The organism is Telluria sp. B2, from assembly GCF_051789535.1.
Classification (GTDB): domain Bacteria; phylum Pseudomonadota; class Gammaproteobacteria; order Burkholderiales; family Burkholderiaceae_D; genus Telluria.
The window spans coordinates 3,998,504-4,014,087 of record NZ_CP196525.1 but is presented as its reverse complement, the minus strand read 5'-3'; the positions used below and the strand labels follow the sequence as shown (position 1 = coordinate 4,014,087).

General features: G+C 67.6%; 11 protein-coding genes, 1 tRNA gene and 1 riboswitch. Of the genes, 2 read left to right on the top strand and 10 right to left on the bottom strand.

Translation table 11 applies throughout. The features are described from left to right. Positions 1-206 precede the first annotated feature (206 nt). Positions 207-5,957, top strand: coding sequence for an alpha-2-macroglobulin family protein (locus tag ACSUZJ_RS17865; RefSeq protein WP_499410365.1), 5,751 nt, complete (start codon positions 207-209; stop codon positions 5,955-5,957). Then, a complete protein-coding gene (pbpC, locus tag ACSUZJ_RS17860) occupies positions 5,957-8,071 on the top strand; it encodes a penicillin-binding protein 1C (protein WP_499410363.1) in 2,115 nt (704 codons plus the stop codon). The genes ACSUZJ_RS17865 and pbpC overlap by 1 nt, the downstream gene beginning before the upstream one ends. Positions 8,072-8,111: 40 nt before the next feature. On the opposite strand, the gene ACSUZJ_RS17855 is transcribed toward pbpC, so the two are convergent. The 10 genes from ACSUZJ_RS17855 to ACSUZJ_RS17810 all read right to left on the bottom strand — a co-directional run bounded on the left by ACSUZJ_RS17855 (position 8,112) and on the right by ACSUZJ_RS17810 (position 15,259). Beyond that, positions 8,112-8,456 (bottom strand): hypothetical protein, encoded by a 345-nt coding sequence (locus tag ACSUZJ_RS17855; protein ID WP_499410361.1) that lies wholly within the window; start codon positions 8,454-8,456, stop codon positions 8,112-8,114. A 208-nt stretch (positions 8,457-8,664) separates the two neighbouring features. Then, positions 8,665-8,740: transfer RNA gene (locus ACSUZJ_RS17850), tRNA-Lys, on the bottom strand. 71 nt (positions 8,741-8,811) lie between these two features. Further along, a complete protein-coding gene (ybgF, locus tag ACSUZJ_RS17845; protein WP_499410359.1) occupies positions 8,812-9,567 on the bottom strand; it encodes a tol-pal system protein YbgF in 756 nt (251 codons plus the stop codon). Between the two features lie 118 nt (positions 9,568-9,685). Next, positions 9,686-10,210 carry a peptidoglycan-associated lipoprotein Pal gene (gene pal / locus ACSUZJ_RS17840; protein WP_499410357.1) on the bottom strand — a complete coding sequence of 175 codons (525 nt, stop codon included), beginning with the start codon at positions 10,208-10,210 and terminating at the stop codon, positions 9,686-9,688. A 37-nt stretch (positions 10,211-10,247) separates the two neighbouring features. Next, the gene (gene tolB / locus ACSUZJ_RS17835) at positions 10,248-11,516 is read right to left on the bottom strand and encodes a Tol-Pal system beta propeller repeat protein TolB (protein ID WP_499410355.1); all 1,269 of its coding nucleotides are present in this window, start codon (positions 11,514-11,516) and stop codon (positions 10,248-10,250) included. Positions 11,517-11,544: 28 nt separating this feature from the next. Then, entirely contained in the window at positions 11,545-12,549 is a 1,005-nt protein-coding gene (gene tolA, locus ACSUZJ_RS17830) for a cell envelope integrity protein TolA (RefSeq protein ID WP_499410353.1), read from the bottom strand. A 15-nt stretch (positions 12,550-12,564) separates the two neighbouring features. Continuing rightward, positions 12,565-12,996 (bottom strand): biopolymer transporter ExbD, encoded by a 432-nt coding sequence (locus tag ACSUZJ_RS17825; protein WP_499410351.1) that lies wholly within the window; start codon positions 12,994-12,996, stop codon positions 12,565-12,567. A gap of 17 nt (positions 12,997-13,013) precedes the next feature. Next, positions 13,014-13,697 carry a protein TolQ gene (tolQ, locus tag ACSUZJ_RS17820; RefSeq protein ID WP_312551630.1) on the bottom strand — a complete coding sequence of 228 codons (684 nt, stop codon included), beginning with the start codon at positions 13,695-13,697 and terminating at the stop codon, positions 13,014-13,016. Positions 13,698-13,722: 25 nt separating this feature from the next. Then, positions 13,723-14,127, bottom strand: a complete 405-nt coding sequence (gene ybgC, locus ACSUZJ_RS17815; RefSeq protein WP_499410349.1) for a tol-pal system-associated acyl-CoA thioesterase — start codon at positions 14,125-14,127, stop codon at positions 13,723-13,725. Positions 14,128-14,512: 385 nt separating this feature from the next. Continuing rightward, positions 14,513-15,259 carry an SDR family oxidoreductase gene (locus ACSUZJ_RS17810; RefSeq protein ID WP_499410347.1) on the bottom strand — a complete coding sequence of 249 codons (747 nt, stop codon included), beginning with the start codon at positions 15,257-15,259 and terminating at the stop codon, positions 14,513-14,515. 138 nt (positions 15,260-15,397) lie between these two features. Beyond that, positions 15,398-15,504: riboswitch (ZMP/ZTP riboswitch) on the top strand. Positions 15,505-15,584: the final 80 nt, after the last annotated feature.

Here is a 15,584-nt window from a genome sequence, read left to right as displayed (position 1 = left end):
CCCGGTTTGCAGCCATCGCAAACTTTGCGGACGACAGATCGCGGCCTCCAGCTACCGGTTACGCGCGTAACGCGTGGGCACTCCGTGCCCACCCTACGTTGACACTTTCGCACCTTTTTGCAACACTCGGCAGGCTGTTGACCTAAGCCAAGCCCGCGCCCTGCGTGCCGTTCTAGGTTGGCAGTTTTCATACTGCCGGAGAGCCGATGCGCGCCTTGCACCGAGTGTTGTTCGCCCTGAGCCTGATCCTGTACGCCGGCGCGGCCGCCGCCCAGACGCAGGTCGCATCGTTTTCCCCCGAGGGCGAGGTCAAGCGGGTAAGCCAGGTCACTGCGCGCTTCTCGCAGCCGATGGTGGCCTTCGGCGACCCGCGCGCGCCGGATCCGTTCACGGCCGACTGCGCCAGCATGGTCAAGATCGGAGGCAAGGGCCGCTGGGTCGACGCCAGCACCTGGAGCTACGACTTCGCGGCCGACCTGCCGGGCGCCGCGGCCTGCCGCTTCACGCTGCGCGAGGAGAGCCGCGACCTGGCCGGCCAGCCCCTGGCGGGGCAGCGCCAGTTCGGGTTCACGACCGGCGGGCCGGCGGTGCTGCGCTCGCGCCCCCACAACGGCGACGGCAGCATCGACGAGAACCAGGTCTTCGTGCTGGCGCTCGACGCCCCCGCGCGCCGCGACAGCATCGAGCGCGCGGCCTGGTGCCGGGCCGAAGGCATCAACGAGAAAATACCGCTGCGCGTGCTCGAAGGCGAGGAACGCGGGCAGATCGTCGCCCTGCGGCGCGAGTTCGTCGACCGCCACCTGGGCGCCTGGTCCAGGGCCCAGGGACGAAGCTGGCGCGCGGGCGCGCCGATCGAGCCGCTGGGCACGGAGCTGCCGCTGGCGGTCGTGCAGTGCCGGCGCACCCTGCCGGCCGGGCAGAAGATGGCCCTCGTCTGGGGCAAGGGCATCGCGGCGCCGAACGGCGTCGCCACCAGCGCCGACCAGCATCTCGACTTTCGCACCCGCCCCGACTTCACCGTCTCTGCCCGCTGCGACCGGGTCAACGCCCGCGCCGGCTGCGTGCCCTTCCTGCCGGTACGGGTGAACTTCAGCGCGCCGGTGGCGATGAAGGATGCCCAGGCCATCGTGCTCGAGGGGCCGGGCGGCAAGCGCTTCCCGCCCGCCTTCGGCAAGGAGGAAAAGACCTTGGGCTTCGTCGACGGCCTGTCTTTCCCCGGGCCTTTCCCCGAGCGCAGCGCGCTGCGCCTGCTGCTGCCGCCCGGCCTGAAGGACGATGCCGGCCGCACCCTGGTGTTGCCCGCGAAAGCAAAACTGGTCCTGCGCACCGACCGCCAGCCGCCGCTGGTCAAGTTCGCGGCGCCCTTCGGCATTATCGAGGCGAAGGGCGACCGCATGTTGCCGGTCACGGTGCGCAATGTCGAGCCGGCGCTGGCCACGGCCGTGCGCTCGGTCGGCGCGTCCCTGCGCGTAAGCCGCGAAGAGGACGTGATCGCCTGGATGCGCCGGCTCAATGGTTCGCGCAGCGCCGACTGGGAACCGCGCGACCAGTACGGCGAGAGCCTGACGAAACCGGTACTGGGCAGCAGCGCGGGCGGGGGCATCGAGCGCTTCGCGCTGCCCCGGCCGAACGGCCGCCGCGCCTTCGAGGTGATCGGCATCCCGCTGCGCAAACCCGGCTTCTACGTCGTCGAAGTCAGCAGTCCGCAACTGGGCGCGGCGATCAACCGCAAGGGCGCGACCGCCTATGTCCACGCCGGTGCCCTGGTGACCAACCTGGCGGCCCACTTCAAGCATGGCGCGCAGTCCTCGCTGGTGTGGGTGACCTCGCTCGACAAGGGGCGTCCGGTGGCGCGCGCGGAGGTCGCCGTGCGCAACTGCGCGGGCAAGCTGCTCTGGAGCGGCAGGACCGACGCCAACGGCATCGCCCGCATCGGCGCCGAACTGGTCGCCAGCCACTGCCATGGCGGCGGCGGCTTCTTTGTCAGCGCGCGCAGCGGCGAGGACTTCACCTTCACCCTGTCGGACTGGCAGCGCGGCATCGAGTCCTGGCGCTTCAACCTGCCCACCTCGAGCGTGGACGAGGACAGCCGCCTAGTGGCGACCGTGTTCGACCGCACCCTGCTGCGCGCCGGCGAGACCGTCCACATGAAGCACTTCCTGCGCCGCCGCACCACGAAAGGCATCGCGCTGGTGCGCGCCGGCGACAGGCCGCCGCGCAGCGTACCTGGCTGGCCGGTGGAGGAGGCGGCTGAGGACAAGGCGCCGCTGCCGGCCAAGGGATGGCTGGTGCACACGGGCAGCGGCGAGAAGACTGCATTCGCCCTCCAGTGGGACCGCGCCGGCACCTCGCTTGGCGAATGGAAGATTCCGGCGGAAGCGAAACTGGGCCAGTACCAGGTGGTCATCGGCGGCCAGGTCGCCGGGACCTTCCGGGTCGAGCAGTTCCGCGTGCCGACCATGAAGGCGGTCCTGAAGGGGCCGGACGCGCCGCTGGTGGCGCCGCGCAGCGTGACCATCGACACCCAGGTGAATTACCTGTCGGGCGGTCCGGCGGGCCTGGCGCCGGTCAAGCTGCGCACCGTGCTCGGGGACGCCTACACGAGCTTCGCGGACTTCGAGGGCTTTGCCTTCGCGGCGGGCGACGTGAAGGAGGGCGTCGAGCGCGAAGGGACGGGCGGCGACGGCGGCTATTGGGAGGAAGACGGCGAGGATGCTGGGGAAGAGGACGAAGGCGGGCGGCAGGGCGCCGAAGCGGCGCGTACCCAGAACCTGACGCTGGACCGCAACGGCGGCGCGCGCATCGTCGTGCCCGACCTGCCGCAGCTGGACCGCCCGCGCAGCCTGCTGGCCGAACTGAGCTACCAGGACGCGAACGGCGAGACCCTGACCGCCTCGACCCGCGTGCCGCTCTGGCCCTCCGGTCTCGCCGTCGGCATCAGGACCGGAAGCTGGATCGCCGGCCAAGACCTCAAGTTCCAGGTGGCGGTCGTGGACGTGCACGGCAAGCCGGCCGCCGGCAGCCAGGTCGAGGTCGACGTCTTCGAGCGGGTGAGCCATGCGCACCGGCGGCGCCTGGTCGGTGGCTTCTACGCTTACGAAAACAGCAGCGAGATCAGGCGCGTCGGCGCGGCCTGCAGCGGCCGCACCGGCGCCGACGGGCTGTTGTCCTGTTCCCTGATGGCGCCGGCCCGGGGCAACCTGATCCTGCGCGCCCGCAGTGCCGATCCCGAGGGGCGCACCGCCGTGACGCACACCAGCATGTGGGTGGGCGGCGAGGACGACGGCTGGTTCGAGGCCTCGGACAACGACCGCATCGACCTGCTGCCGGCCAGGAAGCGCTACGAGCCGGGGGAGGACGCGACCTTCCAGGTGCGCGCGCCTTTCCGCGCCGGGACCATCCTGGTGACGGTCGAGCGCGAGGGCATCCTCGACACCTGGGTGCGGCGCTTTTCCAGCAGGGAGCCGACCGTCACGATTCCGATGAAGGCGAACTATGCGCCGAACGTCTACGTGTCGGCGATGGTCGTGCGCGGCCGCGTGGCCGGCGTGCAGCCGACCGCCCTGGTCGACCTCGGCAAGCCGGCCTACAAGCTCGGCATCGCCCAGGTCCCGGTCGGCTGGGCGGCGCACGAGCTGAAGGTGCAGGTCGCCGCCGACAAACAGGTCTACAGGGTGCGCGAGCAGGCCCGGGTACGGGTGAAGGTGACGGGACCCGGGGGCAAGGCGCTGCCCGCCGGCGCGGAAGTGGCGCTGGCGGCGGTCGACGCCGGCCTGCTGGAACTGATGCCGAACGAGAGCTGGAAGCTGCTGGACGCCATGATGCGCCAGCGCAGCCTGCAGGTGCAGACCTCGACCGCCCAGATGCAGGTGGTGGGCAAGCGCCACTTCGGGCGCAAGGCCGTGGCGCATGGGGGCGGGGGCGGACGCGGCGCCAGCCGCGAGCTGTTCGAGACCCTGCTGCTGTGGCAGGGAAGGGTGAAGCTCGACGCCAATGGCGAAGCGGCGCTGCCTGTGCCGCTGAACGACTCGCTGACCAGCTTCCGGATCGTGGCGGTCGCCAGCGCCGGGGCCGGCCTGTTCGGCACCGGCTCGACGGAGGTGCGCACGACCCAGGACCTGATGCTGGTGTCCGGCCTGCCGCAACTGGTGCGCGAGGGCGACCGCCTGCGCGCCGGCTTCACGCTGAGGAACGCCTCGAAGCGCAGCCTGCGGGTGCAACTGAACGCCAGCGTCGGCGCCGACGGCGGCGCGGCGCGCACCCTGCCGGCGCAGGCCGTGACGTTGGAGCCGGGCGCGGCGCGCGAAGTCGGCTGGGATTATGCGGTGCCGCAGGCGCAAAGCCTGCGCTGGCAGGTCGAGGCGCGCGCGGAAGGCGCCGGCGAAGGAGCGAGCGACAGCGTGCGCGTGACCCAGAAGGTCGGCGCCGCGGTCCCGGTGCGCACCCTGCAGGCCACGCTGCTGCAGCTCGATGCGCCCAAAACCATGCAGGTCGCGCGCCCACCCGACGCGCTGCCCGGTCACGGCGGCGTGCGCACCACCATCAGCGCCCGCCTGGCGGGCAGCATGGCCGGGGTGCGCGACTACATGCGCGCCTACCCCTACACCTGCTTCGAGCAGCTCACCTCGCGCGCGGTGGCGCTGCGCGACGAGAAGATGTGGCAGGGCCTGGCCACCACGCTGCCGGCCCACCTGGACGACGATGGCCTGCTCAAGTACTTCGCCTCGATGGATCGCGGCAGCGACAGCCTGACCGCTTATGTGCTGTCGGTTACCGACGAAGCCGGCTACGAGATCGACGAGGAAGCGCGCGGGCGCATGGAGGACGGCCTGGTCGCCTTTGTCGAAGGGCGGGTGACGCGCGGGGCTTCGCTGCGCAGCGGCGAGCTCGCGGTACGCAAGCTGGCGGCGCTCGAAGCGCTCTCGCGCACCCGCGGCGTGCGCGAGGAATGGCTGCAGTCGATCCGCATCGAGCCCGACCTCTGGCCGACCTCGGCCGTCATCGACTGGTACCTGGTGCTGCGGCATACGCCAGGGCTGGGCGAGCATGCGGCCCGGCTGGCCCAGGCCGAGCGCATCCTGCGTTCCCGCCTGAACCTGCAGGGCACGACCATGGGCTTCTCGACCGAGCGCAGCGACGACTGGTGGTGGCTGATGGCCACGCCCGACGGCAACGCCAACCGCCTGCTGCTGGCCATGCTCGACAACCCGGCCTGGCAGACGGACATGGGCCGCCTGGCGCGCGGGGCGCTGGGCCGCCAGCAGCGCGGCCACTGGGACACGACGCTGGCCAACGCCTGGGGCGTGCTGGCGATGGAGAAGTTCTCGAACCAGTTCGAGGCCACGCCGGTGAGCGGCAAGAGCGTTGCCGTCCTGGCCGGCGCCAGCTGGAGCGGCACGGTGCCTGCCACGGTCCTGCAGGGCTGGCCCCAGTCCGGCAGCGGGAGCCTGAGCCTGCGCCACGAAGGCGCGGGCAAGCCCTGGGCCACGGTGCAGAGCCTGGCCGCCGTGCCCCTGAAGGCGCCCTTGAACGCCGGCTACCGCATCGTGCGCAGCGTGACGCCGGTCGAGCAGGCGAAGAGCGGCATGTGGATGCGCGGCGACGTCTACCGCGTGAAGCTCACCATCGACGCCCAGGCCGACATGAGCTGGGTGGTGGTGGACGACCCGATCCCGGCCAGCGCCAGCATCCTCGGCACGGGCCTCGGGCGCGATTCCAGCATCGCGACAAGCGGCGAGCGCCAGCGCGGCTGGGTCTGGCCCGAATTCGAGGAGCGCACCCAGGGCGCCTTCCGCGCCTATTACTCCTTCGTGCCGAAAGGGCAGTGGAGCATCGAGTACACGGTGCGCCTGAACAACGCGGGCAGCTTCAGCCTGCCGCCGACGCGGGTCGAAGCGATGTACAACCCCGAGATGTTCGGCGAGCTGCCCAACGCGGCCGTCGTCGTGGGGCAGTGATGCGGCGCCTGGCGCTTGCGCTGCTGCTGGCCGTTGCGGCGGCCTCGTCAGGCGCCGCGGTGCCGACGCCGGCCCAGGTAAAGGCGGCGTACAAGCCCTCGAGCGCCCGATTGCTCGACCGTCACGGCGTGCCGATCGAGTCGGTGCGCATCGACATGCGCGCGCGGCGCCTGGCCTGGACGCCATTGGCCGATATCTCGCCGGCCTTGGGCGCGGCCGTGCTGCAGGCCGAGGACCAGCGCTTCATGGCCCACGGCGGCATCGACCTGCGCGCGGTCGGCCAGGCCGCCTGGGACAACTTGTTCCGCGAGCGCCCGCGCGGCGCTTCGACCATCACGATGCAGCTTGCCGGCCTGCTCGACGCCGAACTGCGCGCCGGAGCGTCCGGGCGCAGCTGGAGCCAGAAGTTCAACCAGGCGATCGCCGCGCGCGAGATCGAGGACGGCTGGAGCAAGGCGCAGATCCTGGAAGCCTACCTGAACCTGGCCAACTTTCGCGGCGAGCTGCAGGGCGTGGCCGCCGCCTCGCGTGCGCTGTTCGGCAAGGCGCCATCCGGACTGGATGCGAGCGAGTCAAGCATCCTGGCGGCGCTCCTGCGCGGACCCGGCGCAGCGCCCAGGGCGGTGGCGCGCCGCGCCTGCGCACTGGCCCAGGAGCTCAAGTTGCGCACCGGCTGTGCGTCCATCGAATGGCAGACCGAGGTTGCGCTCGGGCGGCCGGCCGCGGCCGCGCTCAGGGAGAGTGCGCCCCAGGTCGCGCGCAAGCTGCTCGGCAGTGGCGGGCAGGATGTGCGCAGCACGCTCGACGCCGGCGTGCAGCGCTTCGCGCTCGATTCGCTGCGCCGCCACCTGCGCGAACTGAACGAGCGCAACGTGGGCGACGGCGCCGTGCTCGTCATCGACAATGCCAGCGGCGAGCTGCTGGCCTATGTCGGCAACGCCGGCCACAACGAGGTCGACGGCGTAGCGGCGCTGCGCCAGGCCGGCTCCACCCTCAAGCCCTTCCTTTACCAGCTCGCGCTCGAGCGGCGCCTGCTCACGGCCGCATCGCTGCTGGACGACAGCCCGATCGACGTGGCCGGGGAGGCCGGCCTCTACGTCCCGCAGAACTACGACCGTCAATTCAAGGGCTATGCCAGCGTCCGCACCAGCCTCGCCAGCTCGCTCAACATCCCGGCGGTGCGCACCCTGCTGCTGCTGGGCCCCGAGCGCTTCCACGGCCGCCTGCAGGAACTCGGCATCACGTCGCTGACCGAGGACGCCGGTTTCTACGGCCCCTCGCTGGCGCTCGGCTCGGCCGATGTCTCGCTGCTGGAGCTGACCAATGCCTACCGCACGCTGGCCAACGGCGGCCTGGCGGGCAGCGTGACCCTGCGCCCGCGCGCGCCCGAGCAAAAGCGACGCGTGCTGGAGGCAGGCGCCGCCTGGATCGTCGGCGACATCCTGTCCGACCGCGGCGCCCGCAGTCCCACCTTCGGCCTGCGCAGCGACCTGGCCACCGCCTACTGGAGCGCGGTCAAGACCGGCACCAGCAAGGACATGCGCGACAACTGGTGCGTCGGCTACTCGCACCGCTACACGGTCGGGGTATGGGTCGGCAACTTCGACGGCCAGCCGATGTGGGACGTGTCCGGCGTATCCGGCGCGGCCCCGGTCTGGCGCGACGTCATGGACTACCTGCACCGCGACGCACCGGCGCACCAGGGAGCGGCACCGAAGGAACTGGTGCGGCGCGAGGTGCGCTACGCCCCGGTGCACGAGGCGCCGCGCCAGGAGTGGTTCCTGCGCGGCACCGAGACGCCGCTGGTCGAAGCCGTCGCCCAGGAGGCGCGCGCGCCGAAGATCGTGTATCCGGTCGACGGCAGCATCCTCGCCGTCGACCCGGACATCCCGGCGTCGCGCGAGCGCGTGCTGTTCCAGGCCCAGGCTGGCCGCGGCCTGCGCTGGCGCCTGGACGAGGAAACGCTGGGCCCGGCCGACGCCGCGCTGCCGTGGCGCCCGCGCGTCGGCGCGCACCGCCTCGACCTGCTCGACGCCGCCGGCCGGGTGCTCGCAACGAGCCGCTTCGAGGTGCGCGGCAACCGCGATGCTGGCGACGATAAGCCGGGCTTATAGATGAGCTCGTCGCATCGGCAAAGCCGATAAGTCGTCGCAGCTATTTACCGAGCCAGCTGTGTTCGCCCAGCCGCTGGTTCGGGGACAGCCCCGTGTGGTGGATCACGATGCGTTCTGCCGGACCGTCCGGCAGGTATTCGACCGTCAGGCTGCCGTCGCGCGAGCTGAACTGGTTTTCCGAGACCGGAAAAACGCGTTTGCGGTAATGGCGGTTGAGGTCGACGTACAACTGCTCGTCGACCATCCGCAGCCGCACGTCCAGGCCGGTGTCGAGCCGGTACAGGCCGGCGGCGGCGTCCATCAGGTCGCGCGCCTCGCCGCGGTCCATCGGCGTGGCGGCGAAAGCGGTGGATGAAACGAAGGCAAGGCAAAGCAGGGCACGCATGGCTGTCTCCTTCATCGAAAGTACAACGCGAGAGTTGATCGGGTAGCAATGCTCACGATGGTTGGACAGGGCCGGGTTTTATATTGCTTCGCGTATGTATCAAATTCTCTTGCGACAAGCCCGGTAGTGTCGAGGCTGTAAGCCGGCGACGCAAAACAAAAAAGGCAGCATGATTTCTCATGCTGCCTTCATTGCTACTGCGTATTCGTGGTAGGCCGTGCGGGATTCGAACCTGCGACCAACGGATTAAAAGTCCGCTGCTCTACCAGCTGAGCTAACGACCCGAAAGAAGCAAGATTATAGGGGCAGGACGCTGTGCTGTCAAACGTTCACGCCACAATCTTGCCGTGAAATCTTATTTCAATACCGCCAGACGGTCCTTGGCGGACTGCGCGGCCTGGGTGCCGGGGAACTTCGAGACCAGTTGCTGCAGCGTCTTCTTCGCCTTCGGCAGGTCCTTCAGCTCGGCATAGCTGGTGGCCATGTTCAGCATGGCGTCGGCGGCCTTCGGGCTGCTGCCGTAGGTGGTCGTCACGACTTCCTGGGCGGCGATGGCCTTCTTGTAGTCGCGCTGGGCGTAGTAGGCGTTGCCCAGCCAGTACTGGGCGTTGGCGGCGTAGGCCGAGTCCGGGTAGCGCTTCACGAAGTCCTGCAAGGCGCTTGCTGCGGCCTTGTAGTCGCCGGACTTGAAGGTCTCCATGGCCGTGTCGTAGGCCTGTTTTTCGGACGGCAGGACGTCGGCGGTCTGGCCGTCGATGGTCGTCTGCTGCGGCTCGAGTTTCTTGATGCGGGCATCGAGGTCGGCGTACAGGGTGCGCTGGGCGTTCTGCGCCTTGCTGATCTCGTTGGCCAGCACTTCGATCTGGCCGCGCAGCTTGGCGATCTCGGACATCGTCTGCTCGTGCTGGTTCAGCATGTCGAGCGTCGCGCTCTTGTCCGCCTTGTTGTCGATGCGGCTGCTCAGGTCGCGCGCGATGTTGTCGACTTTGGCGCGCAGGTCGAGGATGGCCTTGCGTGCTTCGTCGTCGTCGAGCAGGCCGGCATGGGCCTGCAGCGGCAGCCAGGCGGCGATCAGCAGGCAGGCAAGACGGGACGGAACCAGTTTTATCATGTCGTCGTTCTTTCTAAACGTATCCGGTGTTACAAAGGAAAACGGGGCGGGTTGCAGTCTGCACTGCACCCGCCCCGCTGTCAATTAATCAGGTCTTAACCGGACTAATCAGGCCAGATTACTGGTAAACGATGTCGGCGCGACGGTTTTCAGCCCAGGCCGATTCGCCCGAACCGGTTGCCTTCGGCTTTTCTTCGCCCAGCGAGACGGCTTCCATCTGGTTCTCGGCAACGCCCAGCGATGCCATCGAACGGCGCACGGCTTCGGCGCGCTTCTGGCCCAGGGCCAGGTTGTATTCGGTGCCGCCGCGTTCGTCGGTGTTACCCTGGATCAGGACCTTGCGATCCTTGTGCTGGTTCAGGTAAGCCGAGTGGTTCTGGACGACCGGCTTGCCGTCTTCGCGGACGACGTAGCTGTCGAAGTCGAAGTAGACGCTGCGGTTGGCCAGCACGCCTTTCGGGTCGTTCAGCGGATCGACGACAGCGGTTTCCACCGGCTGGATGTCGCGCGGGTCAGCGGCGGCCGGGGCCGGGGCCGGCGACTTCTCGACGACGGCCGGGGCTTCTGCCGGAACTGGGGTTTTGCAAGCTGCGAGCAGGGCAGCGGTTGCGATGATGAAGCCGAGGCTCTTTACATTGCGCATGGTTTTTCTCCTGGTCTTGGTTAGTGATTTACTTCATTTACTTCATGAAGGGACCCCAGCTGGGCTCCCGAATGTTTCCCGCTTTGGTGGTCAGGCGTTGCTTGACCCGTCCATCCACCGAAACCACGGCCAGCGAGGTACGCCCGCCGCCTTTGTTCGCATACATGATGTACTTGCCGTTAGGCGAAAAACTCGGTTCGGTGGCCCCATCGGCCAGGCGCAGTTCCTGGCCGCTTGCCAGGTCCATCGCGTAAAGAGAAAAACCGCCGTCGCGCTGCGAGATCCAGGCCAGGGTCTTGCCGTCTGGAGATACGCGCGGGCTGATGTTGTAGCTGCCGTTGAACGTGACGCGGGTGGCATTGCCGCCGTTGACGCTCATCTTGTAGATCTGCGGACCGCCGCTGCGGTCGCTCGTGAAATAAATGGTCTGGCCGTCGGCCGAGAACTGCGGTTCGGTGTCGATGCCGTTGCTGTTGGTCAGGCGGCGCAGGCCCGAGCCGTCGGCGTTGACGATGTAGACCTGGTAGCTGCCCGACTTCGACAGGGCGATCGCCAGCTTGCTGCCGTCCGGCGACCACGAGGGCGCCGAGTTGCTGCCTTTTTCGTTGGCGATCACGCGGCGCTTGCCGGTGACCAGGTCCTGCATGTAGATGACCGGCTTGCGGTCTTCGAAGGACACGTAGGCGACCTTGCCGCCGTCCGGCGACCACGAGGGCGAGATGATCGGCTCGCGGCCCTGCACGGCGACGATCTCGTTCTCGCCGTCGGCGTCGGCCACGGCCAGCGCGTAGTTGCGGCCGGCGCGGTTTTCCTTCACGTAGGCGATGCGGGTCGAGAAGATGCCGCGCACGCCGGTCAGCTTTTCGTACACGTCGTCGGCGATGCGGTGGGCCTGCAGGCGGGTGTAGCGCGGCTGCACTTCGCCGCCGAGGGACGAGAGCTGGCCGCCCTTGACGGTGTCGAGCAGTTTGTAGCGCACGGCGAAGCGGCCGTCCGGCTGGCGCGTCACGCTGCCGACCACCAGTGCGTCGGCGCCGCGCGCCTTCCAGGCGTTGACGTCGATGTTGGCGCTGTCGCTGATGACCTGGCCGGCGTCGATGACCTTGAACACGCCGCTGCGCTCGAGGTCGGCGCGGATCACGGCCGACACCTGGGCCGGCGCCACGCCTTCGTCGGCGAAGGCGGCCACCGCCACCGGAATCTGGTTGCTGCCCACGCCGGCGATTTCCACTTGCAGCTGGGCGTTCGCTGCCGACCCGATCAGGAGGGTGGCGCTGAACAGCAGGTAATGAAGTTGTTTTTTCATGCGTTGTCTCGGCAAAAAGGGTGGTCGTTTAGTCGAGGTCTTTCATTGAGAAATTGACCACGAGATTGCGCTCTACCGTACCATCTTTCTTCTTCGGAAGCGGTGACGATTTGTTAATGCCGCGTTCCACGGCATCGTCGAACTGCGGCACGCCGCTGCTCTTGATCAGGCGCACCGACAGGATCTCGCCGGTCGGCAGCAGCTCGACCCGGAAGCTGGCCTTGGGGTTGCCCGGCTGGTCGGTGCTGCCCGCGTACGTCGTGTTGCTCTTGATGAGGGCCGTGAGGCGCGCGACATAGCCGGCGTCGACCTTGGGCGCGCTCGACTTCTCGGCGTTGCCGGCGGTGCCGGCGGCGCCCGCGATGCGCTTGAGCTCGAGGTCGCGCAGCTTGTCGAGCTGGGCTTTTTCGGCGGCGGCCTTGGCTTTCGCGTCGGCGAGCTTCTTCTTCTCGGCGGCAGCCTGTTCAGCGGCGAGCTTCTTCTCTTCCTCTTTCTTCTTCTCGGCCAGTTCCTTCTTCTTCTGTTCTTCGCGTGCCTTCTGTTCTTCCCGCTGCTTCTGCTCAGCCAGTTCCTTGCGCTTCTGTTCCTCGCGCTGCTTCTGCTCGGCGATTTCCTTGCGCTTCAGTTCTTCGCGCTCCTTCTGCTCGGCCAGTTCGCGCTCGCGTTCCTTCTTCGCCAGCTCGAGCTTGCGCTGCTTCTCGCGCTCGAGCGCGATGTCCGGGGCGGCCGGTTTCACGGGTTCGGGTTCGACGACCTTCGGCGCAGGCGGCGGCGTCGGGGCAGGGGCGGGCTCCGGTTCCGGCGCGGGCTGCGGTTCGGGTTCCGGCGCAGGCAGGGGCGGCGCGGCGGCGGTCTCGACCTTCATGTCCCATACCTCGGCCTCGACCGTGACCGGCGTCTTGCTCTGCCAGCTGATGCCGAAGTAGAGGAAGGCCAGCAGCAGGGCGTGCACGGCCACCGCCAGCACGATGGCTGGGATGCGGCTCGGTTCGGGCGGCACCGTGTACGGGGCGCCGGGGGAAGCTGGCTTCATTGCAGGCGATACTCTTTACTGGGTGGCAAGGCCGACGCGGGCGATACCGATCTTCTTCGCTTCCGAGATCATCTCGATCACTTCCTCGTACTTGCTTTCGCGGTCGCCCGCGATCAGGACCGGGTAGTCCGGATTTTCCTGGTGCAGTTCGCGCAGGCGGGTGAGCAGGGCGGCGCGGGTATCCATGGTTTCGGCAGGCGTCGAGGCCTTGCCGTGCACGCCGATGGAGAGCTCGGCGTTCGGCTTGATCGAGATCTGGATGTAGGTGTCCGGCGGCAGCGTCGACTTCTCGGCGCGCGGCAGGTTGACCACGTTCGGCGTTTCGTTGGCCGGCACCGCCATGAAGATGATGAGCAGCACCAGCATCACGTCGATGTAGGGCACGACGTTGATTTCGGATTTCAGTTTGCTGCGGCGTCCGCTGCGCAGGCTGCTGGATAAGGCCATGTCGGTTCCTCCCGGGATCAGCGCGACTGGCGCTGCAGGATGTTCGAGAATTCCTCGACGAAGCTTTCGAAGCGGATCGCCAGGCGGTCGATGTCGTGGGTGAAGCGGTTGTACGCGACCACGGCAGGAATTGCGGCGAACAGGCCGATGGCGGTGGCGATCAGCGCTTCGGCGATGCCCGGCGCGACGACGGCCAGCGTTGCCTGCTGCACGTTGGCCAGGCCCCGGAAGGCGTTCATGATGCCCCAGACGGTGCCGAGCAGGCCGATGTAAGGCGAGACCGAGCCGACCGAGGCCAGGAAGTTCAGGTGCAGGTCGAGGGCGTCGAGTTCGCGCTGGAAGGCGGCGCGCATGGCGCGGCGGGCGCCGTCGAGCACCGAGTTCATGTCGAGGGCGTCGCGCGAAGCCTGTTTGCCCTTGATGAATTCGCCCATGCCGGCCTCGAAGATGCGGGCCAGTGCGCCGCTCTGGTCGCGCTGGGCGCTGGCGCTCTGGTGCAGGGTGTGCAGGTTGCCGCCGGCCCAGAAGCTGCGTTCGAACTGTTCGGTCTGGCGGCGCGCCGCGCGGATCGCGAACAGCTTGCGGAAAATATAGGACCACGAGAACACCGACAGGAGCAGCAACAGCAGCATGATGAGCTGCACCAGGATGTGGGCGTTACTGATCAGGGCAACGAAGGAAAGGTCGTGGGTCGGGGTCATCGGTTGGGCAATATTGTTGATTTATTCAAGCGGCACGCATTTTATCAGCGACATGCTCCGGGAGCGAGCGCGGACGGACCGTGGCCAGGTCCACGCAGCCCACTTTCACGCTCGCTTCGACCAGCAGGGTGTCGCCCTTGTACGCCTTCTGGGCAAACTGCACCGAGGCGCGGCCGAGCTTTTCGATGGTGAGCGTGAGGGTCAGCTCGTCGTCCAGACGGGCAGGGGCGTGATAGTCGATGCTCGCGTTCTTCACCACGAAGGCGGCGCCATCGCTTGCGATCAGCTCCTGCTGGTTGATGCCGGCGGCGCGCAGCCATTCGGTGCGCGCACGTTCGAAGAACTTCAGGTAATTCGCGTAGAACACGATGCCGCCGGCGTCGGTGTCTTCGTAATAGACCCGGACTGGCCAGGTGAAAGCGGAGGGCATGCTACAAGCCATAAATGATAATAGGAAACATTTTACGCTATTCAACTCCGCATATGTACTCTAGCGAACATGCCGGATGGGAAAGCGCGACCGCGGCGCATGCTGTGTCTGCCAAGGGTGCGGCCGTAGTAGACGAGAGACAAGGCTGTCAAGACAACAACTGTAACACTTTCTCACAATTATCGAAGGCGGGGCGCACGGTGTGCATATGCCTGGTTTTCGTAGGGTGGGCACCTGTGCCCACGCGGTCTCATCGGTTGAACAGAGGCGCAGCAAGCAGACAACGGTCCCTTGGCGCAGCGATACAAATCAGGGCGATGGCGCGTTGAGGTGCTATACAGCGTGGGCACAGGTGCCCACCCTACAAAATCAGACCCCGGTTCGTTCAACCGCGCTTGATATTGAACGGCGAGAACCCCTGGCAGGTCGGCATCAGCTCGATCAGGTTCACGTTCACATGCGGCGGCAGGGTTGCGATCCAGTACGCGGTCTCGGCAATGTCCTTGGCCGTCAGCGGGGTCGTGCCTTCGTAGACTTTCGCGGCAGCCGCGTCGTCACCCTTGAAGCGCACGTTCGAGAATTCGGTGCCGCCGCACAGGCCCGGCGCCAGGTTGGTGGCGCGCACGCCGGTGCCGACCAGGTCGGCGCGCAGGTTCAGGGTGAACTGCTCGACGAAGGCCTTGGTCGCGCCGTAGACGTTGCCGCCAGGGTAGGGGTAGTGGCCGGCCACCGAGCCCAGGTTGATGATGAGGCCGCTGCCGCGTTCGACCATGGCCGGCAGGACGGTGCGGGTCATGGTCACCAGGCCCTGGCAATTGGTGGCGATCATGGTTTCCCAGTCTTCCAGGGGCGCTTCCTGGGCCGGCGCAGTACCGAGGGCCAGGCCGGCATTGTTGATCAGCACGTCGATCTGGCGCCAGGATTGCGGCAGCAGCGCCAGCGCTTCCTCGATCGAGGCCTTGCTCGTCACGTCCATTTCGACCGGCAGCGCCGATTCGCCCAGCTCGGCTGCCAGGGCTTCGAGACGCTCCTTGCGGCGCGCCGCCATCACGACCTGGTGGCCGTTGCGAACGAAGGTGCGCGCCATTTCGGCGCCGAATCCGGCCGATGCGCCGGTGATGAAAACGATCATGATGAGGTTCCTCGGTGTTGGACAAGCCCCGTGATTGTAGCCGAATTGATCATGTTGCCCGCCCCTTGGCAGGAGTTGCCGGGGCCACGGCAGTTTCCTTGCCCTAAAGGGACACATCAAATACAATCTGGAGTCCTTTGCATCTCACGTAACTGGCGAAACCCGCGCGCGCTCCGAGCCGGCGGCAAGGTGGTCAACCACCGGGGAACGTGAGATTTCATCCGCCGTTCGCCTGGGCAGCCGACAAGGGTACGCGTTGCCGCGCGCTTGGGCTGCTGTCTGGCTTCCTGCCGATTCCGCACGCACTTGTCTGGTTCTCTTATCG

Coding starts and splice junctions, on each gene's coding strand:
- ACSUZJ_RS17865 (WP_499410365.1), top strand. CDS start 207: ATGCGCGCCTTGCACCGAGTGTTGTTCGCCCTGAGCCTGATCCTGTAC.
- pbpC (WP_499410363.1), top strand. CDS start 5,957: ATGCGGCGCCTGGCGCTTGCGCTGCTGCTGGCCGTTGCGGCGGCCTCG.
- ACSUZJ_RS17855 (WP_499410361.1), bottom strand. CDS start 8,456: ATGCGTGCCCTGCTTTGCCTTGCCTTCGTTTCATCCACCGCTTTCGCC.
- ybgF (WP_499410359.1), bottom strand. CDS start 9,567: ATGATAAAACTGGTTCCGTCCCGTCTTGCCTGCCTGCTGATCGCCGCC.
- pal (WP_499410357.1), bottom strand. CDS start 10,210: ATGCGCAATGTAAAGAGCCTCGGCTTCATCATCGCAACCGCTGCCCTG.
- tolB (WP_499410355.1), bottom strand. CDS start 11,516: ATGAAAAAACAACTTCATTACCTGCTGTTCAGCGCCACCCTCCTGATC.
- tolA (WP_499410353.1), bottom strand. CDS start 12,549: ATGAAGCCAGCTTCCCCCGGCGCCCCGTACACGGTGCCGCCCGAACCG.
- ACSUZJ_RS17825 (WP_499410351.1), bottom strand. CDS start 12,996: ATGGCCTTATCCAGCAGCCTGCGCAGCGGACGCCGCAGCAAACTGAAA.
- tolQ (WP_312551630.1), bottom strand. CDS start 13,697: ATGACCCCGACCCACGACCTTTCCTTCGTTGCCCTGATCAGTAACGCC.
- ybgC (WP_499410349.1), bottom strand. CDS start 14,127: ATGCCCTCCGCTTTCACCTGGCCAGTCCGGGTCTATTACGAAGACACC.
- ACSUZJ_RS17810 (WP_499410347.1), bottom strand. CDS start 15,259: ATGATCGTTTTCATCACCGGCGCATCGGCCGGATTCGGCGCCGAAATG.